The sequence below is a fragment of the Roseivivax jejudonensis genome, assembly GCF_900172265.1.
GTDB classification, from domain to species: domain Bacteria; phylum Pseudomonadota; class Alphaproteobacteria; order Rhodobacterales; family Rhodobacteraceae; genus Roseivivax; species Roseivivax jejudonensis.
This window is the reverse complement of sequence record NZ_FWFK01000004.1, coordinates 522,400-541,629: the sequence shown is the minus strand read 5'-3', so window position 1 is coordinate 541,629 and position 19,230 is coordinate 522,400. Positions and strand designations below refer to the sequence as shown.

Genomic DNA, 19,230 nt, shown 5'->3' with positions numbered 1-19,230 from the left:
GCGCCATGCCCAGGGTCGTCATTCTCAACGATGCCAGTGTCGCGCGCGGCGGCGCCACGGGCCTCGCGCTGCTTCAGGCCAAGAACCTCGCGGCGCGCGGGATCGAGACGGTCTTCCTCGCCGCCGACGACCTGCCCAACCCCGAGCTTGCCGCCGCCGGCGTCGCGCACCGCCATGTCGGGGCGGCCCCGCTGATGAAGGCGCCGCGCCGCGTCGCCGCGACGCGCGGGCTCTACAACCGGCAGGTGGCCGACACCGTGGCCCGGACGATCGCGCGGCACGACACGCCCGACACGGTCTACCACGTCCACTCGTGGTCCAAGACGTTGACCGCCGCGGTCTTCGCGCCGCTGGCACCGGTGGCCCCGCGCGTCTTCATCCACGCGCACGACTTCTTTCTCGGCTGTCCCAACGGCGGCTTCATGGACTATCGCGCCATGCGGCCCTGCGACCGCGTCCCGCTGTCGATGTCCTGCCTCGGCACCCAGTGCGACAAGCGCAACTACGCCCAGAAGGGCTGGCGCGTGACGCGGCAGATGATCCTCGCACGGACGTTGCCGAAGGACGCGGCGTGGGGCGGAATCCTGATGATCCATCCCGGCATGGCCCCGTATCTCGAACGCTCGGGCTACCCCGCCGCGCACCTGCGGACGCTGCGCAACCCGGCCACCGCGCTCGTGCCCGAAAGGGTGCGCGCCGAGGACAACCGCGGCCTGCTCTTCATCGGGCGCGTGGAGGCGGAAAAGGGCATCGAGGACCTGATCCGCGCCGCCGCCCGCGCGGGCGTGCCGCTGACCGTGGTCGGCGACGGCCCCCTCCGCGACCGGCTCGCCGCCGCCCATCCGCAGGTGCGCTTCACCGGCTGGCTGAGCCGCCCGGCGATCGCGGCCGAGGCGCGGCAGGCGCGCGCGCTGGTGATGCCCTCGCGATACCCCGAACCCTTCGGCCTCGTCGCGGCCGAGGCGTCGCTCTCCGGCCTTCCGGTGATCCTGTCGCGCAGCGCGCTCCTGGCCGCCGAGATCGCCGAACGTGGCCTCGGCTATGCCTGCGACCCGCGCGACGCGGACGGCTTTGCCGATCTCCTCGCCGGGTTCGACGCGATGGAACCCGCCGAGATCGCGTCGATGAGCCGGCGCGGCGCCGCCGGAACCGCCGGGCTCTGCGCCTCGCCCGAGGGCTGGATCGACGACATGCTGGCCCTCTACGACGCCGCGCTGCGCCGCAAGGGCGCACCGATCGCGGCGTAGAGCCGCCCGACATCCGAACGCGCGGCATCGATCACGGCGCGATGGGTGGCCGCCGGCACGCCCTCCGCCGCCGCGCGGATCAGCCGGTCGGCCACCGCCTCCGGCGGCAGCGTCGCCGCGTCCGCCATCCAGTCCGCGCGCTCGACCGACTCCATGAACGCATCGAGCTTGTCGTCCCACGCGAGCGCCAGCGCCGGCACGCCGAAGGAATACGCCCCGATCACCGCGTGCATGCGGAACGCCGCCAGTGCGTCGCACCCGGCCAGAAGCGCAGCCAGCGCCGCCGGCGTCTCGGGCTGCGCGACCATCGCCCCGGCCTCCGTCAGCGGCGCGCGCAGCGTCGCCGCCGTGGCCCGGTCCTCCGGCGCGCCGTTGGTAAAGGCCGTCACCCGCGCCCCGCGCGCCACCAGCGCCCGCGTCACACCGACATACCAGTCCAGCAGCGCCGCGGCGCCGATGCGGGTGTCGGCGTGATAGCGGATCGCGATGTCGCTCATCAGGCCGAGGCCCACATGCGGCACGTCGCGCGCGCCGCGCGCCGGCACGTCGTAGGTGTCGCAGGCCAGGAGCCCCGGGTCGCGCACCCGCTCGGCCCGAAGGCCGGTCACGTCGGCAAACCGCGCGTCCCACCGCGCGCAGGAGGCCGCGTCGCGCAGGAACACCGCCCGCACCCCGCCGGCGGCGAGCGCGCGGCGCAGCCGCCGGTCGCCCTCGGCGCTCCACGCTGCGCCCATCCCGCAGGCATAGAGCGCGACAGGCACGCAAGCCGCGCGCGCGGCGTCGAGCGCCAGCGCCAGTTTCGTCGGAAAGTTCAGGTCGTGATCCGACAACAGGTTGCCGCCGCCGATCACCGCCGCGTCCGCGCTCGCCAGAGCCGCGCGGTATCGCGGCGCCCAGCTCGACCGCGCCTTGAGCGCCAGTGGCACGCGCACCGCGCGGTGCCGCACCGGTCCCGGCAGCGCGTCGAGCACGCGCATCGCCGCACCACGCCCGGCCATGCCCTCGCCGTAGGCCTGCCGCCCCGCGAGGTCGGCCGACGTCGTTCCCGGTGCGGCCCCGCGCGCGATCAGCGCCGCCTCGAGGCATTCCGAAAGAAGCCCGTCGCCGAGATTGGGCGAGTACTTGACGTTCATGCACAGGATCGTCGCTGTGCCGCTGTCGGATCCGCTGGTGTCCATCGCCTCGCCCGAGGGGTGCGCCCTTGATCCTGATTGACCGCAGGCGCGGGCCCGGTCAAGCGCCGCGCTCACAGCGCGAACGCCGCGTGCAGCGCGGCGACCGTCGCGGCGAAATCCTGCGCCTCGGCCCCGGTCAGCGCGCGGTAGAACACCGCCGCGCCGAGGTGCCCTGCATCGGACACCTGCGCCTCCACGCTGCCGAGCGCGAGGTAGGACGCCGTCGGCCCCGAGATCGCGTTCGACGCCACGTCGCGGATCGTCCCGTCCGGCCCGTGCAGCGCGATGGTGGCGGCATCGGTCCGCATCATCGCCCACATTCCGGCCGCCGGCGACACCCCGGCGATGTTCACGTTCCCGCCCGAGGCGCAGCGCAGGCGCGCGGATCCCGAGGACAGCACCCTGAGGTAGTATTCGTCGACACCCCCGTCGTCGATCGACGCCGCCGCAGTGTCGCTCAGCGTGGCGAAGAAGACGGCGATCCCGTGATCGTCGTGCGTGAACCCCACCGAGGGGTCGAAGTCCAGCGAGATGCCGCTGCGCGAGCCATCCGCCGCGGTCCAGCCCGTCGCCGCGCTCCAGGTCATCGGCGTGTTGAACGCGCTCGACCCGCCATTGTCGGCCATGCGGGTCTGGTCGACGAGGTTCAGCAGCGAGGACGTCTCGTCGGCCAGCCGGCAATAGAGCCGCGCCACCTTGGGCCACCAGCTCGCCGCCGCCGCGCTGTCGTAGAAGGCGTCGAGCGCATCCTTCTGCGCACCGACGATGCTCTGCCCGCCCTGCGCCACGGCCGCGGCGGTGAACGCCTCGGTTTCCGCGCGGTAGCTCTGCGCGGTCGCGGCGGTTCGCACCGACCAGCTTTCGCCCACGCCGCCGACGCTCACCGCCACGGTGATCGCGGTGTCTGCCGTCGCCGAAGCGGTCGCGCGCAGCTGCAGCTTGCGGAACGTGTCGATATGGCCCGGCCCGGCGGTCCAGTCGGTGACCACGCTGTCGCCGTCGAGCGCGTTGAGGCTGCGCCACTCGCCGCCGGTGATCTCGACCGGCGCACGCCGGCCCAGCCCGGTGATCTCCACGGCGTCCGACACGGCGACCGCGCCCACCGGCACGTCGGTCTGGTCGGCAAACGTGTAGGGCGCCGGCGCGGTGTCGGTGATCGCGCCGTAGGTCGCGTCGTAGGTGCCGGTCCAGGCCGCGTGACCGCGCGCGCCCTTTCCCTCGGTCCACGCCGCACCGGGATGGATGAACGGAAACGTCGCCGGCAGGAAATCGAGGTCCACGCTGGTCGCGGTGCCGTCGGCCAGCGGCACAGCGACCTGCGCCTCGCGGATCCCGGCCGCGCGCAGGTAGCCTGCGCTGTCGTCGACCACGTTGCCCGGCGCGTAGCCGAGCGGCCGTATCCGCTCCACCACGACAAGCCCGGTCGTGACCCGCGCGCGGAGCGCCGCGAACCACGCGGTCAGGTTCGCCGCGTAGGCGGCCGCCGTCGCCTCATCGTTGGCGTCCTGCTCACCCTGGCACCACAACAGCACCTCGGCCAGACCGCCGGGCGCGAGCGTCCGCGCCCGCGCCACCTTGTCCTCCAGCCGGGCGAAGTCGGCGCCGGTGCGCGCCGGATCCCAGTGAAAATCGAGGCTGTGCCCGTTCGTCGCCTCCTTCACGATGTAGACCGGCCGGTCGTCGCCGGCCTCGCGCATCCGGTGAACGAACGCCGCCTCCGATCCCCAGGCCGTCCCGCTGTTGTCGGGGTCGGCGTTGGCGGTCACGTCGTAGGGCGCGAAGGCCGCGTCGGCGATGCCCGTGCCTTGCACCAGGATCCACGTGTCGCCGAGCGTGCCGTCGGTATAGGCGTCGGGCGGCGTCGCCGCCGACACGCCGGCGGTGCGCGCGTTCGACTGCCCCGCTACCATCAGCAGGAGCGCGGGCGCCGCGGGCGCGAGCGCCGCCGGAATCGTGACACCGGCGCTGACCGCGCTGCGCGCGCCGGTGTCGTCGGTCGCGGTGACAAGGCACGCGACATGCGTGCCCGCATCCGCGGGCCCGACCACGTGGCGCGGACCCGTGGCGCCCGGGATCGGGCGGCCGTCGCGCATCCAGCGAAGGGCAAAGCCGATCTGGCCGCTCCCGCTCCACGTCCCGGGATCGGCCAGCAGCTCCGCGCCCTGCGCCGCGCTGCCCGAGACGGTGGGCGGGGCGATCAGGTCGGGCCCCGTGGCGGCCGCCCCGGCCGGCGGGGCCGGGGCGGCGGGGCCGGCAGAGACGGACAGCCGCATCAGATCAGCCCGGTGATGCCGAGCGCATCGGTCCCGGTGGCGAACACGCGCCGCACCCGGACCGGCATGACCGCCCCCGCCGCGACGAAGACCGACGCGACGCTGCCGCCCACGGTCTCGACCCGGACGCTGCCGGACTGCGCGACGCTCAGCGCGCGCACGGCGTGCGGCAGGTCGCTGTCGTCGCTGGGAAAGATCTCGAGGAGATCGGTCGCCGGGCTTTCGAGGCCCGAAACGTAGGACTGGAAACGATCGCTCATGGGGGTCTCCCGTGTGGCCGGACGTCAGGTGAACACTCGGGGCGACCCTAGGCGCCCTTGGTTAACGCCTCGCCAGCGCGGCGCGCGCGGACGCCGTTGCGCGCCGCTCCGACGCTGCCTCTCAGGGCGGCACCCGCGCCGGCGCTGCCGCCGGATTGGTCAGTTTCCGCGCATTTCCGGGCGCGACGGCCGAAAGCCGTCGATACGTCGTGTTTTGGTTGCATAGTCGGACTACGCCACAACCTGAAACGACGCGCGTGCGCGCCGCGGCCGACTCCCGGAGCCTTCCCATGCGACACACAGAAGACCGGATTCCGGGGCGGGTCGACCGCTTTGCCCAGGACGATCTGCTCGGGCGCGCGGCCAAGCGCGGGTTCGACCTGTCCGTCGCGCTCCTGCTCCTGCCGATGCTCGCGCCGATCATCCTCGTGCTCTACCTCGCGACCCGCGCCGGCGGCGGGCCCGGCTTCTTCGGCCACGCCCGGATCGGACGGCACGGGCGCGCGTTCCGCTGCTGGAAGATCCGCACGATGGTGCCCGACGCCGAGGCCGTGCTCGCTGCGCATCTCGCCGCGGACCCGGCGGCCGCCCGCGAATGGGCGGCCAGCTTCAAGCTTGCCGCGGATCCGCGCATCACCCGGCTCGGCCGGATCCTGCGCGAGACCAGCCTCGACGAGCTGCCGCAGATCGTGAACGTCCTGCGCGGAGAGATGAGCTTTGTCGGGCCGCGGCCGGTGACCGCCGTCGAGATGGCGCGCTACCGCGGCTACGAATGGTGCTACCTGAGCGGCCGGCCGGGCATCACCGGGCTCTGGCAGGTCTCCGGCCGCAACGACGTCGACTACGACGCGCGTGTCCGGCTCGACGTGGAGTATTCCTCGTCACGCACCTTGCTGATGGACATCGCGATCCTGTGGCGCACGATCGGCGCGGTCCTCAACGCGACGGGACGCTGACGCGCCGGCCTCAGCCGCCCGACACGGTCGCGAGCTCCACGTCGACGAGGAGCGTATCGCCGGGCAGCACCCGCGTGTCGGCATCCACCGCGTCGGGCGCCGGCCGCCCGTCGCGCGAGGACCGGATCTCGAACCGCACCTCCACGATGTCGGAGGTCAGGAGCGCGCCGATCCCGCCATCCGACAGAAGCGCCTGCAGCTCGAGGTAGCGCGCGTATTGCAGCTCCGCGGCATCGAGCGCGACGCGCGCCGCGTTGAGACCGCTGAGCGCGGTGTCGTGCCAGCTGCGCAGGAACTGGCTGCGTTCGCGCTGCGCGCTCGAGATCGCCCGCGCCGCCGCGATCCGCGCGCTTTCGAGTTCGAGGACGCGGCTCTGCGCGTCGGCGTCGCGCTGTTCCGCCGCGCTCATCCGCGCCGCCGTCTGCAGCCCGCGCGCCTGCAGCTGCCGCGCGGTCTCCAGCTCGTCCGCCACGCGCGCGGCGGTGTCGCGCTGCACGAGGATGCGCTCGTCGAACAGCGCCTGCTGCGCCTCGATCGTGCGGATCTCGTCCTCCCAGAAGTCCAGGAGTTCCGCCCGCCGGGCCCGGTCGTTGCCGAGAAGCGCGTCCGCCCCAGACAGCAGGCGGCGCAGGTCCACGCGGTCCGGCGCCGGGATCCGGGCCCGCGCGTCCGATGCCAGCGTCACCGTCCCGACGTCGTCGCGCATCGCCGACAGCCGGGCGATCTCCACCACCTGCGCCGCGATCTCGAGGTTCGCGGCACGCAGGCCGGCGGCCGCCTCGGCGCGCGCGCGCTCGATCTCGTAGCGCCCGACGCCGCCGGCCTCGGCGCCGCCCGACAGGCCGAGCGCCGTGGCCACGGTCATCCCCGGGATGAACTCGTGGCGGCCCGGCGCGCCGACATCGCCGCTCACCACGATGGGCGCGTAGCTCTCCACGCTCAGGCTCGCGCGCGGATCGACGAACAGCCCCGCCTCGGTGATCGCCGCGACGATCCTGCGCTCGGCCTCGTCGAGCGTGAGCCCCGCCACCGGCACGCCGCCCACGTCCGGCAGGCGCACGTCGCCGTCCATGTCGACGGGCGCGGCGATCGTGTCGTCCGCACCCACGTAATCGACCGCGAGCGTGTCGCCGGCCACGAGCCGGTAGCGCGTCGCGCCGTCCTCCTGCGCGGCGGCCGCCCCGGCGATCAGCGCGGCGCCCGCCACCAGCGCGGCGCGGCTAGCGCGGCGCATACGACACGTCCGTCGAGATGCCATAGGTGTCCTTCTGCTCCTGCGGATCGACCATCGTCATCACCAGCGCGACCGACCGCGCGCCGACCTCGACGAGCTGCTGCGCGCTCTCGGTCACCGCGCGGCGGCGCGTGCTGCTTTCCTTGACGGCCATCAGCACCGTGTCGGCCACCGTCGCGATCGCCAGAGCGTCGGCCACGAGGAACACCGGCGGGGTGTCGATGATGACCGTGTCGTAGCTGTCGCGCAGCACCGCGAGCACCGACTTCAGCCGCGCGAGCCCCACCTGCTCCAGAAGCTGCGGCGCCGGCGCGCGCACGGTCAGCAGATCGAAGTTCTCGCCCGGCACGGGGCTGATCGCGTCCTGCAGCGGGGCGTGCCCCGCCAGCACGTCGGCGAGGTCCCCGCCCGGCGGCGCGTAGCGGAACTCGCGCGCGAGGACCGACCGCCGCGTGTCGAGGTCGAGCACGATGCAGCGGCGCCCGGCCATCGCCTCGATGCAGGCCAGCGCCGCCGCCGTGGTCGTCTTGCCCTCGGTCGGCACGGCGGAGGTCACGGCGATCGTGCGGATCGCGCGGCCCTCGGCATGAAGCTTCAGCGTCGTGCGAAGCGCGCGCAGCCGCTCGGCGAAGGCCTGGTAGGGATCGGCGTGCAGCGCGCGCAGCATGCCCTTGACCGTGCGCCAGCGCCGCCGCGGCAGGGACGCCACAACGGGCAGCCCGGTGGCCTGCTCGATCTGGCCGCTGCCGCGGAAGCCGACGGTGCTCATCGCCAGCACGAACACGAGCACCAGCCCGGCCATGAAACCGACGCTGCCGCCGAGCGCGGTGAACAGCATCAGCCGCGGCTCCGACGGCTGGATCGGCGGATAGGCCCGCTCCACGATCCGGGCATCGGCGCGCTGCAGTTCCTCGACCGACCGGGTCTCGTTCAGGCGGTCGAGCACGGCGGCGTAGTTGGTGCGCACCGCCTCGGCCTCGCGCTCCAGCTGGCGCAGGGCGAGCGTGTCGCGCGACATCTCGATCAGCCGTGTCTCGATCTCGCCGAGGCTGTCGCGCAGCGACTGCACCCGGATCTCGGCCACTTCGGCATCGTTGCGCAGCGTCGCCACGATCTTGCGCACCTCCGCCGCGAGGTCGTCCGACACCAGCCCGATCGAGGCGCGCAGGCGCTGCCGGTCGGGATGTTCGGGCCCGAGCGCCGTGGCGAGATCGGCATCCTCGCGACGCAGCTCCAGCAGGTCCTCGCGCAGCGAGATCACCAGCGGTGACGACAGAAGCTCGGCCGCGACCTCGATCCCGTCGGTCGAGATGACCGACGCGATCCGGTCGTAGCGCGACTGCGCCGAGGCGAGGTCGGCCCGCGCGAGCGCGAGCTGGCTGTTGAGGTCGAGAAGCTGCTGCTCCAGCGTTTCCAGCGACACGCCGCTCTCGGCGAGTTGCCCGCTGCGGAAGGTCTCGATCGCCGCCTCGGCCTCTTCCAGCGCGCCGCGCATCTCCGCGACCCGGCCGGTCAGGAAATCGGTGGCGCCACGCACCGTCGCGCCGCGCTGCTCGATCTGGCCGGCGATGTAGGCCTCGGTTATGCCGTTGGCGAAGGCCGCCGACAGCGCCGGGTCCTGCGTCGTGACGGCGACCGTGATCATGTAGGATTCGCCCTCGCGCCAGACCCGCAAGTTGCGCTTGAGCTCGCCCGTCAGGCGGCGCAGCCGCTCGGTCTCGGGGTCGAGCTGCGGGCGGGCCGGCGCCCCGGCCGCCGCGCGGTCCAGCCCGACCGCCGCCATCAGCGCCGACAGCGCGCCGGCCACGGCGTCCTTCGCCTCGTCGATCAGGCCGGGCGATTGGTTCGCCGGGTCGAAGCGCGTCAGTGCCGCGGGCTCCATCCCGGCGATCACCCGCTCCAGCAGGGAGGTGGACCGCAGCATCGCGGATTCGGTGTCGAGCACCGCGGTGCTCAGCGTGAGGTTCGACACCACGTCGTCGGAGTCGAGGACCTGCACCGTCCGGGGGTCGAGCATCACCCGCGCCGCCGCGCTGTAGCGCGGGGTCACCTGGCTCACCAGCGCGAAGGCCACGATCATGCCGGCCAGCGACACGGCCAGGATCGCGGATTTCCGACGCCAGATCAGCAGGAAGAGCGACCGAAGCTCGATCCGGTCATCCTCCGTGCTGGCTACGGGCCAGGCGTTCTGAAACGGAAGGCCCCCGTCGGACATCTGCACTGGCGTACTTCCCCAGAGGTGATCGCACAGGAAGTCTGCACGTCGTTGGGTTGTGCCGCAACGCAGAAATCCCGCGCTGCGTGCGATCAGCGAAGATCTACCGGCAGGTCGTTAACAATGTCTGAAAATGAGGCTGCGGGCGCGGATCAGGCGGCGGAAAACGCCCAAAGCACGCCGGCGATGACGAGGGTCAGGCCCGCGCCCGCCGCGATGTAGACCAGCGGCAGCAGCACCAGCGACATGCCCGTCCACCCGAGATAGGCGCAGAACGCCAGCGCCAGCGGCGCGGCCAGAACCGCCGCGGCCAGCGCCAGCGGCCGGCGCTTTCGCGGCCCGCGCGCGTCGTTCTCGCCCGCATCCTGCGCGCCCACGTCCCGAGACGCCGCGCGATGAAGCTCGGTCATGACCATCCCCTGCTGGTCCTGCACACCCGTGACAAGCCTACCGCGCATGCCCGCCGCTGCCAATCGCCGAAGACGCGAACGGGCGTCACGAACCACTGAGCGCCCGCGCTCCTGCAATGTCTGCCGGGGTCACGCTCCGATCCCGGCCAGCGCCCGCGCGATCCCCGCGCGGAACGCCGGCTCGGCAAAGCCGCGCGCGCGGGCGACGCAGGCGTCGGGCCCCGCGCTGGACAGCTCCGAGCGCTCGAACCGCTCGACCGCGTCGATCAGCGCCTCGACGCTCTGCTCGGGAAAGAACAGCCCGGTCTCGCCGTCCACCACGGTGTCGAGCGCGCCGCCCCGGCCATACGCGATCACCGGGCGGCCGGAGGCCATGATCTCCACGGGCACGATGCCGAAATCCTCCTCGGCCGGAAATATCAGTGCCCGGCACCGCGCCATGCGCGCGCGCAGCTCCGCGAACGGCACCTTGCCGAGGAACGTCGTCTGCGGCCCGGCCGCCCGGCGCAGCTCGCGCACGGTGGCGTCGGGCCCGCCGATCACGACGAGCGGCTTGCCCAGCCGCCGGAACGCCTCCACCGCGAGGTCGGGCCGCTTGTACGGGGCGAGCTCGCTGGCCCAGAGATAGAAATCGCCCAGCTCGCCGCGCGCGACCGGCGCGAAATCGTCGACCGCGACGGGCGGGTGCACGATGTCGGCGTCGCGGCGCCAGTACTTGCGGATCCGCTCGGCGACGAAGCTCGAATTGGCGGCAAATCCGTCGACCCGCGCCGCGCTCGTCACGTCCCATTGCCTCAGATCGTGCGCCAGCCGCGGCATCAGCGCCCGCGTCAGGCGCCCCGCGCCGCCGCGATAGACGTGGTACTGGTCCCACAGGTAGCGCATCGGCGAATGGCAATAGCACAGGTGCGGCGCGCCGGGCGGGGCGATCACGCCCTTGGCCGGGCCCGATTCCGACGAGATCACGAGGTCGTAGCCCGACAGGTCCAGCTCCTCGAGCGCGCGCGGCATCAGCGGCAGGTACTTCTGGTAGAACCGGCGCGCCATCGGCAGCCGCCCGATCCGGGTCTCGACGATCCGGTGGCGGTTGAGCGCGTCCGACAGCGCCGCCCGGTCGGCGACATGCGTGAACAGGTCGGCCCCGGGAAACATCCGGCACAGCGCCTCGATCACGCGCTCGCCGCCGCGCATGCCGACGAGCCAGTAATGCACGATGGCGACGCGCCGCCCGTTCTGGATGTCGATTCGGGGCTCTTCGATCATGTCGCTACCTCGCGTCGCACTCGCACCCCGCCGTTCAATCCCGCAACTTCGGCGCGAATGCAAAGGTGGAGTTCCGCTTTGCGCGGCTGCGCCGTCGAATTGCGCCGTGCCTGCCGCGGCACCGGGCGGGCACCGGGCAAGCGTGGGGCAGGGCGGGCTTGCGTCAGCGGGCGCTCGGGTGTATGCGCGCGATCTGCCGCATCCCTGCGGTGATCCTCGGCCGCCGCTTCCCTGCGGCATTCGTCGATCGCCCCATCGTCGCGGCACTCTTCGTGGGAGGCGAGGGCGGCGCGCCGTCCGGACCTGACCACGCAACATGAACGCTGCCGGGACGCGTCCCGCGGCCGTTGAAGAAAGGAGACGCCAGATGGCCAAGAAGCTCGCTGGCAAGATGAAGCTGCAGATCCCTGCAGGCAAGGCGAACCCCTCGCCGCCCGTCGGCCCCGCGCTCGGTCAGCGCGGCATCAACATCATGGAATTCTGCAAGGCGTTCAACGCCAAGACGCAGGAGATGGAGCCCGGCGCACCGTGCCCGACCCTGATCACGTACTATCAGGACAAGTCCTTCACGATGGAGATCAAGACGCCGCCGGCGTCCTACTACCTCAAGAAGGCGGCGGGCCTGAAGCCCGTGGGCAAGCGCAACCGTCCCCGCGGCGCCGAGAAGCCCGGCCGTGAAACCGTCGCGACCGTGACCCGCAAGCAGGTGCGCGAGATCGCCGAGGCGAAGATGCGCGACCTGTCGGCGAACGACGTCGAGGACGCGATGAAGATCATTCTGGGCTCCGCGAAGTCCATGGGCATCGAGGTGAAGTGACATGGGCAAGATCGGAAAACGACTGCGCGCCGCGCGCGAAGCCTTCGCCGGCAAGGAAGAGGTCACGGTCGAGGAGGCGGTGAGCCTCATCAAGGCCAACGCCAACACCAAGTTCGACCAGACGCTCGAGATCGCGATGAATCTCGGCGTCGATCCGCGCCACGCCGACCAGATGGTCCGCGGCGTGGTCGGCCTGCCGAACGGCACCGGCAAGACGATCCGCGTCGCCGTCTTTGCCCGCGGGGCGAAGGCCGAAGAGGCGACGGAGGCAGGGGCCGACATCGTCGGCGCCGAGGACCTGATGGAAACGATCCAGAACGGCCAGATCGAGTTCGAGCGCTGCATCGCGACGCCGGACATGATGCCGATCGTCGGTCGCCTGGGCAAGATCCTCGGCCCGCGCAACCTGATGCCGAACCCCAAGGTCGGCACGGTGACGATGGACGTCGCGCAGGCGGTCAAGGACGCCAAGGGCGGCCAGGTGCAGTTCAAGGCCGAGAAGGCCGGCGTCGTTCACGCGGGCATCGGCAAGATCTCGTTCGACGAGGCCAAGCTTGCCGAAAACGTCCGCGCCTTCGTCGATGCGGTGTCCAGGGCCAAGCCGGCCGGCGCCAAGGGCACCTACATGAAGAAGGTCGTGCTGTCCTCCTCCATGGGCCCCGGCGTCACCGTCGACGTGACCAACGCCACCCAGGGCTGAGCCCGGCACCATCCCGAATCGAAAGGCCCCGGACACGCGTCCGGGGCCTTTTTCGTGCAGCCCTCGCGCCCGCGCGCAGCAGCCGCTAAGACGGGACCGGTCCCGAAGCGAGCGCCCCATGGTCACCCTCACCGAACACTACGACGCCTACCCCTATCCCGAGCGGGATCCCGCGGACGAGGCACGGCGGCTCATCACCGGCGCGCCCTCGCACCCGCTCGAGATGGACGACGCGCTCTGGGGCGGGCGCCGCGACTGGACGCGGCCGCTGCGCGCGCTGGTGGCCGGCGGCGGCACCGGCGATGGCCTGATCCAGTTGGCCCAGGTGATGAAGAGCGCCGGCCGCGCGGCCGAGATCACCTATCTCGACCTGTCGCCACGCGCCCGGTCCATCGCCGAGGCCCGCGCCGCCGCGCGCGGCCTCGACACCGTCACCTTCCGCACCGGCTCGCTCCTCGATGCGCCCGAATTCGGCCCGTTCGACTACATCGATTGCTGCGGCGTGCTGCACCATCTCGACGCGCCCGAGGACGGCTTCCGCGCGCTGCGCGCCGCGCTCGCCCCCGGCGGCGGTCTCGGCCTCATGGTCTACGCGCCCTACGGCCGGTCCGGCGTCTACCCGCTGCAGGAGGCGTTCGGCACGCTCCTGGCCGAGATGCCGCCCGAGACGCGGCTCGCCGCCGCGCGCGAGATCTTTGCCCGCGTGCCCGAGGGCCACCCCTTCCGGCGCAACCCGCATCTCGTCGATCACGAGGCGTCCGACGCGGGCTTCTACGATCTGCTGCTTCACGGGCGGGACCGGCCCTACAGCGTGACCGAGCTTATCGACACCTTCGCGGCGACCGGCTGGCGCCTTGCACGCTTCGCGATGCCCGGCCTCTACGACCTGTCGGCGCTGTCGGAGACGGGCGCCGAGCTGCCCGCGAACGTGCGCATGGCGCTGGCGGAAAAGCTGCGCGGCACGATCAAGACCCACATCGCCTATGCGCTGCCGGACGATGCCGCGCCGCACGTGCCCTCGCATCGCGAGGGCGATCTCGTCCCGCACCTGCGCGGGGTCGCGGCGGACGCGGCCGCGCGCGCCGTCGCCGCCGGCCGCGCGCTGCCCCTGCGCCTCGGAGACGAGCGCCACGACCTCGCCCTGCCCAAGGCCGCCGCGCCGCTCCTGTCACGCATCGACGGGCGGCGCAGCGTGGCCGAGATCACCGCCGCCGCCGGGCTCGACCCGATCGCCGCCGGCGCGCTCTGGGCCCGCATCGAGGGAACCCTCGGGCCGTGGGGCCTCGTTCTCTACTCGTCGCTTCTGCGCCGATCCTGAGGAGTCCCGACCATGTGCGGACGTTTCGCCGTGACCCTGCCGCCCGACGCGATGGCCCGCCTGTTCGACGCCGTGCCCGGCAACGACGTGCCGGGGGCCGAGAACATGGACGTCCGCCCCACAACGACCATCGCGGCGGTCCGGCGTGACGACGGCGGCACCCGCCGGCTCGACGGGATGCGCTGGGGCTTCCTGCCGCACTGGTACAAGGACCCCAAGGACGGCCCGCTGCTCATCAACGCGCGGGCCGAAACGGTGGCCGAAAAGCCCGCCTTCCGCGCCGCCGCGCGCGAACGCCGCTGCCTGATCCCGTCATCGGGCTTCTACGAATGGCAGCGCTTCGAGGATGGCCGAAAGCAGCCCTACCTCATCACCCGCACGGACGGCGAACCGCTCGTCATGGCCGGGATCTGGCAGGACTGGGAAAGGGACGGCACCGCCTACCGCAGCTGCGCCATCGTCACCACCGAGGCCGAGGGCCGAATGGCGGACATCCACACGCGGATGCCGGTCATCGTCGACCAGGCCGACTGGCCGCTCTGGCTCGGAGAGGACGGAAAGGGCGCGGCCCGCCTGATGCGCGCCGCGCCCGAAGGATCGCTGGACTTCACCGAACGCGCGCCCGGCTGACCCGTCGCCGCGCCTTCGCAGGTCTTATTGCGTCGCCGTGCCCACGTCGCCGTCATCGCCGGCATCGACGACATAGGCGTCGGTCATCGGCTGGCCGTTCTCGTCGAGAAGGATCGGCGCCGCGGTTTCCCACTCGATCGTGCCCGACAGCTCGGCGGTCGTCTCGTCCCAGTCCTCGACCTCCTCCTCCGACGCCGCGAGGTCGTCCTCGCCGATGTCGCTTTCGTCCGCGGGCTGGACGAAGCCCACCGGCATGCGGTCGTCGAAGGTCTTGGTCATGCCCTCGGTCACGGTCACGACCTTTTCCTGGTTCAGGAAGATGAGGCCGGTCGACCAGCTCTCGTCGGTCGCCGTCGCCGCGGTCACCAGATCCACGCCGTTGACAAAACGGATCGTGTCGCCCGGATCGGCATGCACGATTTCGGGGAAGAAACCGTCGCCGAGGATCACCACCTCGTGCTCGGCGGCAGACACCGCGGTTGCGGCAAGTCCCGCCACGATGCTCGTGGCGGCAAGAATCGTGCGACGCATGTCACGCACCTCGCATTCTGACACAGGTCCCCACCCATGATCGGCGTGAGAGGTAGCGTGGTTTTGCGGCCAAAATGAGGCGCAGCGCCCTCAAACGGCGGTCCGGGCGCAACCGGGCCCGCCCGCCGGCATCGCGCCGAAGCCGCCCCCGAAAGCCGTCCCCGGGCGGCCCCGAAGCCGGGTCACTCCGCGCTGCGCCCGGCGTCGCTGCGCTGCGCCGCGTCGGGCGACTTCCGCTCCAGCCACGACAGCACGCCGAACACCGTCCCGAGCGCGGCGATCGCCGCAGCGAGACCGAGCAGCAGGAACCCCGACACCGCGTCCAGCTCGATCACGATCAGCTTCCGCACCACCGCCAGGATCCCGATGATGAGCACGATCCGCACCTGCGCGAAGCCGCGCTGCCCGGTCACCATCAGGTGCAGCGAATGCGCCAGTTCGAGCGCGATGATCGCGCCGAGAAGCCGGTCGAACAGCGACTGAAGCTCGGGATAGCTGACATTCGTCGGCGTGCCCTGGATCGTCTCGGCCGTCAGCCGCAGAAAGCTCGCTGCCGCGACCCCCACGACCGCCAGGATGCCGATCAGCAGAACGGCGGACACCGCCGTGTTGAACCACCGATATGCGCCTTCCAGAAATCGTGTCATGCCCGGGGACGTAGGGCCGACCGGCGCCCCGGCGAGGCGGGCCGCCGGTCTCCCGTCCGCTTGACGACTCTCCCGCGTTTGACTACTTGCGGGCTACAGCGAGCGGGTATGGTGAAATGGTATCACACGAGCCTTCCAAGCTCTTGGTGCGGGTTCGATTCCCGCTACCCGCTCCAGCTTTCCCCCTTCGCGCAGCGCCCGCTTTCGCCCCGGCGACCTGACGGCGCGTCTCCAGCTCCACGCCGCGACACCGCCGCGCGGTGCGTCATCGCGGCGCCCGACCGCCGCGCGGCGCGTCATCGCGGCGCCCGACCGCCGCGCGGCGCGTCATCGCGGCGCTTGACCGTCCGGCTCAGCATGTCAGAACCGTGAGCGCCGAGGAAAAGGGGAGAGACGACGCATGGCCAGAGACACCGCGCCGGCCACCGGACAGCAGGAGCGTGCCAAGTCGCGCCGGCTCGGGGCGTTGCGCCGTCTGTGGCCGTTCCTGTCGCCCTATCGCGGGCTCCTCGCCGCCGCGCTCGCCGCGCTCGTCGCCACCGCGATCATCTCGCTCCTGCTGCCGCTGGCCGTCCGGCGCGTCGTCGACAATTTCGAAGGGCCCGATGCCGGCCTGCTCGATCAGTATTTCCTCGCCGCGCTGGGCATCGCGGGCCTTCTCGCGATCGGCACGGCGCTGCGCTACGCGCTCGTCACGCGGCTGGGCGAACGGGTCGTCGCCGACATTCGCAAGGCGATCTTCGACCGCGTCATCGACCTCTCGCCGGTGTTCTACGAACGCATCATGACCGGCGAGGTGCTCAGCCGGATCACCACCGACACCACGCTGATCCTGTCGGTCGTGGGCTCGTCGGTCTCGATCGCGCTGCGCAACGCGCTTCTGTTCGTGGGCGGCATGATCCTGATGCTCTTCACCTCGCCCAAGCTGACGATGCTGGTGCTGCTGCTGGTCCCGGCAGTGCTCGTGCCGATCCTCGTGCTCGGCCGCCGCCTGCGCAGCCTCTCGCGCGAAAGCCAGGACTGGATCGCGGCCTCCTCGGGCAACGCGTCCGAGGCGCTGCTCGCGGTCCAGACCGTGCAGAGCTACACCCACGAGGCCGTGTCCAAGGCCGGCTTCGCCGACGTGACCGAGAAGAGCTTCGATGCCGCCCGCCGGCGCATCCGCACCCGCGCGTTCCTGACCGCCATCGTCATCTTCCTCGTGTTCACCGGCATCGTCGGCGTGCTCTGGGTCGGCGCGTCGGATGTCCGCGCCGGCACCATGAGCGTCGGCTCGCTGGTGCAGTTCCTGATCTACGCGGTGATGGTCGCCGGCGCCGTCGCCGCCCTGTCCGAGATCTTCGGCGAGCTTCAGCGCGCCGCCGGCGCGACCGAACGGCTGGTCGAGATCCTCGATTCCGAGGATCCGATCCGCGACCCGGCCGACCCGGTGCCGCCCGCCAGCCCCGCCCGCGGCGCGGTGACCTTCGATCGCGTCAGCTTCGCCTATCCCGCGCGGCCCGACCGCCCCGCGCTCGACGAGGTCGACCTCGAGGTCGCGCCGGGCGAGACGATCGCGCTCGTCGGGCCCTCGGGCGCCGGCAAGACGACGATCATCCAGTTGCTTCAGCGCTTCTACGAGCCGGATTCGGGGCGGGTGCTGCTCGACGGCGTGCCGCTCGACGCGATGGAGCGGGCCGCGTTCCGCAACCACATCGCGCTGGTGCCGCAGGACCCGGTGATCTTCGCCGCGTCGGCCCGCGACAACATCCGCTTCGGCCGCCCCGGCGCCACCGACGCCGAGATCGAGGCCGCGGCCCGCGCGGCGGCGGCGCACGACTTCATCGTCGACCTGCCCGACGGCTACGGCACGTGGCTCGGCGAACGCGGCGTGATGCTGTCCGGCGGCCAGAAACAGCGCGTCGCCATCGCCCGCGCGATCCTGCGCGACGCGCCGCTGCTGCTCCTCGACGAGGCGACCTCCGCCCTCGACGCCGAAAGCGAACGCGCGGTGCAGGCGGCGGTCGACGAGCTTGCCGAGAGCCGCACCACCATCATCGTCGCCCACCGCCTCGCCACGGTAAAGAAGGCCGACCGCATCGTGGTGATGCAGGACGGCCGCATCGTCGCGACCGGCCGGCACGACGCGCTGGTGGCCGAGGGCGGTCTCTATGCCCGCCTCGCGCGGCTCCAGTTCACCGACGGCATCGCCGCCGAGTGACCGCGCCGCGCGGCACGGGCGCACGCCGCGGCCCGGTCGCGACTGTGCAAGCGCAGCGCCGCCCTATAAGGTCCGCCCCGACAGCAGGGAGAACGAAGTCCATGCACCGCAACAGCCTTCTGGCCGGTCTCGTCGCCACGACGCTCGCCGCCATCGCAGTGCCCGCCGCCGCGCAGGACGGCGCGCCGATCCGCATCGGCGAGATCAACCACTACAAGCGCCTGCCGGCCTTCGCCGAGCCTTACCGCAAGGGCATCGAGATGGCCGTCGAGGAGATCAACGCCGACGGCGGCGTGCTCGGCCGTCCGCTCGAATTCGTCTTCCGCGACGACCAGGGCGAACCGGGCGAGGCGATCCGCATCGCGCAGGAGCTGATGACCCGCGAGGACACCGCGATGATCACCGGCTCGATCCTGTCGAATGTCGGCCTCGCCATCTCGTCGCTCGCCGCGAACCGCGAATTCGTCTACCTCGCCGCCGAACCGCTGGCCGATGCCGTCACCTGGAGCCAGGGCAACCCCTGGACCTTCCGGCTGCGGCCCTCGACCTACATGCAGGCCGCGATGCTGGCCGAGCAGGCGGCGCAGGACGACGCCGTGACCTATGCCACGATCGCCCCCAACTACGCCTACGGCAAGGATGCCGTCGCCGCGTTCAAGGAGGTGCTGACCGAGCTCAAGCCCGAGGTCGAGTTCGTGGCCGAGCAATGGCCCGCGCTCTTCGGCATCGACGCCGGCGCCGAGGTGCAGGCGCTCGAACGCGCCAAGCCCGACGCGATCTATAACGTCACTTTCGGCCCCGACCTCGCCAAGTTCGTGCGCGAGGGCACCACCCGCGGGCTGTTCGAGGATCGCACCGTCTACGGCCTCCTGTCGGGCGAACCCGAGTATCTCGAACCGCTCGGCGCCGAGGCGCCCGAGGGGTGGATCGTCACCGGCTATCCCTGGTACGATTTCGAGGACGGCCCCAACGCCGCCTTCGTCGAGGCGTTCGAGGCGCGCTGGAACGAGACGCCCAAGAACGGCAGCCACGTCGGCTATGCCACCGCGCTGTCCATCGCCGCGGCGATCGAGAAGGCCGGCTCGACCGACTCCGACGCCATCCGCCAGGCCTTCGAAGGACTCGAGGTCGAGATCCCCGCCGGCACCATCACCTACCGCGAGATCGACAACCAGGCGACGCTCGGCGCGTGGGTCGGCACCACCGCCCTGCGCGACGGCGAGGGCGTGATGGTCGACTGGGAGTACAAGGACGGCGCGGACTTCCTGCCCGACGACGACACGGTGCGCGAGCTGCGCCCGTCGGAGTGACCGGCCGCGGCCCCGCCACGCGACGGCCGGCCGCGCCGACCCAC

17 protein-coding genes and 1 tRNA gene are annotated in these 19,230 nt (G+C 72.0%); 9 read left to right on the top strand and 9 right to left on the bottom strand.

The genetic code is table 11. The features are described 5' to 3' along the window. Window positions 1–5: 5 nt before the first annotated feature. Window positions 6–1,247 carry a glycosyltransferase family 4 protein gene (locus ROJ8625_RS13480; RefSeq protein ID WP_085792397.1) on the top strand — a complete coding sequence of 414 codons (1,242 nt, stop codon included), beginning with the start codon at window positions 6–8 and terminating at the stop codon, window positions 1,245–1,247. On the opposite strand, the gene ROJ8625_RS13475 is transcribed toward ROJ8625_RS13480, so the two are convergent. From ROJ8625_RS13475 to ROJ8625_RS13465, 3 genes are all read right to left on the bottom strand, one after another. Next, window positions 1,202–2,425, bottom strand: coding sequence for a polysaccharide pyruvyl transferase family protein (locus ROJ8625_RS13475; protein WP_085792396.1), 1,224 nt, complete (start codon window positions 2,423–2,425; stop codon window positions 1,202–1,204). The genes ROJ8625_RS13480 and ROJ8625_RS13475 overlap by 46 nt on opposite strands. A gap of 68 nt (window positions 2,426–2,493) precedes the next feature. Beyond that, on the bottom strand, window positions 2,494–4,695 hold the full coding sequence (locus ROJ8625_RS13470) for a sialate O-acetylesterase (RefSeq protein ID WP_085792395.1): 2,202 nt from the start codon (window positions 4,693–4,695) through the stop codon (window positions 2,494–2,496). Beyond that, window positions 4,695–4,955 (bottom strand): spike base protein, RCAP_Rcc01079 family, encoded by a 261-nt coding sequence (locus ROJ8625_RS13465; protein WP_085792394.1) that lies wholly within the window; start codon window positions 4,953–4,955, stop codon window positions 4,695–4,697. The genes ROJ8625_RS13470 and ROJ8625_RS13465 overlap by 1 nt, the downstream gene beginning before the upstream one ends. 290 nt (window positions 4,956–5,245) lie before the next feature. Here ROJ8625_RS13465 and ROJ8625_RS13460 point away from each other — a divergent pair, with 290 nt between their 5' ends. Further along, entirely contained in the window at window positions 5,246–5,911 is a 666-nt protein-coding gene (locus ROJ8625_RS13460) for a sugar transferase (RefSeq protein WP_085792393.1), read from the top strand. Window positions 5,912–5,921: 10 nt separating this feature from the next. Here the strand turns inward: ROJ8625_RS13460 and ROJ8625_RS13455 are convergent, their stop codons facing one another. From ROJ8625_RS13455 to ROJ8625_RS13440, 4 genes are all read right to left on the bottom strand, one after another. Next, window positions 5,922–7,145, bottom strand: a complete 1,224-nt coding sequence (locus tag ROJ8625_RS13455; protein WP_159456767.1) for a polysaccharide biosynthesis/export family protein — start codon at window positions 7,143–7,145, stop codon at window positions 5,922–5,924. Then, on the bottom strand, window positions 7,132–9,360 hold the full coding sequence (locus ROJ8625_RS13450) for a GumC family protein (RefSeq protein ID WP_143535118.1): 2,229 nt from the start codon (window positions 9,358–9,360) through the stop codon (window positions 7,132–7,134). The genes ROJ8625_RS13455 and ROJ8625_RS13450 overlap by 14 nt, the downstream gene beginning before the upstream one ends. Before the next feature lie 152 nt (window positions 9,361–9,512). Further along, the gene (locus ROJ8625_RS13445) at window positions 9,513–9,770 is read right to left on the bottom strand and encodes a hypothetical protein (protein ID WP_159456766.1); all 258 of its coding nucleotides are present in this window, start codon (window positions 9,768–9,770) and stop codon (window positions 9,513–9,515) included. Window positions 9,771–9,899: 129 nt separating this feature from the next. Further along, window positions 9,900–11,033: a glycosyltransferase gene (locus ROJ8625_RS13440; RefSeq protein WP_085792389.1), complete on the bottom strand. Its 1,134-nt coding sequence runs from the start codon at window positions 11,031–11,033 to the stop codon at window positions 9,900–9,902. Between the two features lie 367 nt (window positions 11,034–11,400). Here ROJ8625_RS13440 and rplK point away from each other — a divergent pair, with 367 nt between their 5' ends. The 4 genes from rplK (at window position 11,401) to ROJ8625_RS13420 (ending at window position 14,498) form a co-directional block, all read left to right on the top strand. Next, window positions 11,401–11,850 (top strand): 50S ribosomal protein L11, encoded by a 450-nt coding sequence (gene rplK / locus ROJ8625_RS13435; protein ID WP_085792388.1) that lies wholly within the window; start codon window positions 11,401–11,403, stop codon window positions 11,848–11,850. Between the two features lies 1 nt (window position 11,851). Next, a complete protein-coding gene (gene rplA / locus ROJ8625_RS13430; protein ID WP_085792387.1) occupies window positions 11,852–12,550 on the top strand; it encodes a 50S ribosomal protein L1 in 699 nt (232 codons plus the stop codon). A gap of 118 nt (window positions 12,551–12,668) precedes the next feature. Then, window positions 12,669–13,868 carry a class I SAM-dependent methyltransferase gene (locus tag ROJ8625_RS13425; RefSeq protein WP_085792386.1) on the top strand — a complete coding sequence of 400 codons (1,200 nt, stop codon included), beginning with the start codon at window positions 12,669–12,671 and terminating at the stop codon, window positions 13,866–13,868. Window positions 13,869–13,880: 12 nt separating this feature from the next. After that, the gene (locus ROJ8625_RS13420) at window positions 13,881–14,498 is read left to right on the top strand and encodes an SOS response-associated peptidase (protein ID WP_085792385.1); all 618 of its coding nucleotides are present in this window, start codon (window positions 13,881–13,883) and stop codon (window positions 14,496–14,498) included. A gap of 24 nt (window positions 14,499–14,522) precedes the next feature. Here the strand turns inward: ROJ8625_RS13420 and ROJ8625_RS13415 are convergent, their stop codons facing one another. Beyond that, a complete protein-coding gene (locus ROJ8625_RS13415; RefSeq protein WP_085792384.1) occupies window positions 14,523–15,029 on the bottom strand; it encodes a cupredoxin domain-containing protein in 507 nt (168 codons plus the stop codon). 182 nt (window positions 15,030–15,211) lie between these two features. Beyond that, a complete protein-coding gene (locus ROJ8625_RS13410) occupies window positions 15,212–15,676 on the bottom strand; it encodes a phosphate-starvation-inducible PsiE family protein (protein ID WP_085792383.1) in 465 nt (154 codons plus the stop codon). A gap of 102 nt (window positions 15,677–15,778) precedes the next feature. Here ROJ8625_RS13410 and ROJ8625_RS13405 point away from each other — a divergent pair. From ROJ8625_RS13405 to ROJ8625_RS13395, 3 genes are all read left to right on the top strand, one after another. After that, window positions 15,779–15,852, top strand: a tRNA-Gly gene (locus ROJ8625_RS13405). Window positions 15,853–16,076: 224 nt separating this feature from the next. After that, window positions 16,077–17,876, top strand: a complete 1,800-nt coding sequence (locus ROJ8625_RS13400; RefSeq protein WP_085792382.1) for an ABC transporter transmembrane domain-containing protein — start codon at window positions 16,077–16,079, stop codon at window positions 17,874–17,876. Between the two features lie 101 nt (window positions 17,877–17,977). Further along, window positions 17,978–19,186 (top strand): ABC transporter substrate-binding protein, encoded by a 1,209-nt coding sequence (locus ROJ8625_RS13395; protein ID WP_085792381.1) that lies wholly within the window; start codon window positions 17,978–17,980, stop codon window positions 19,184–19,186. Window positions 19,187–19,230 lie beyond the last annotated feature (44 nt).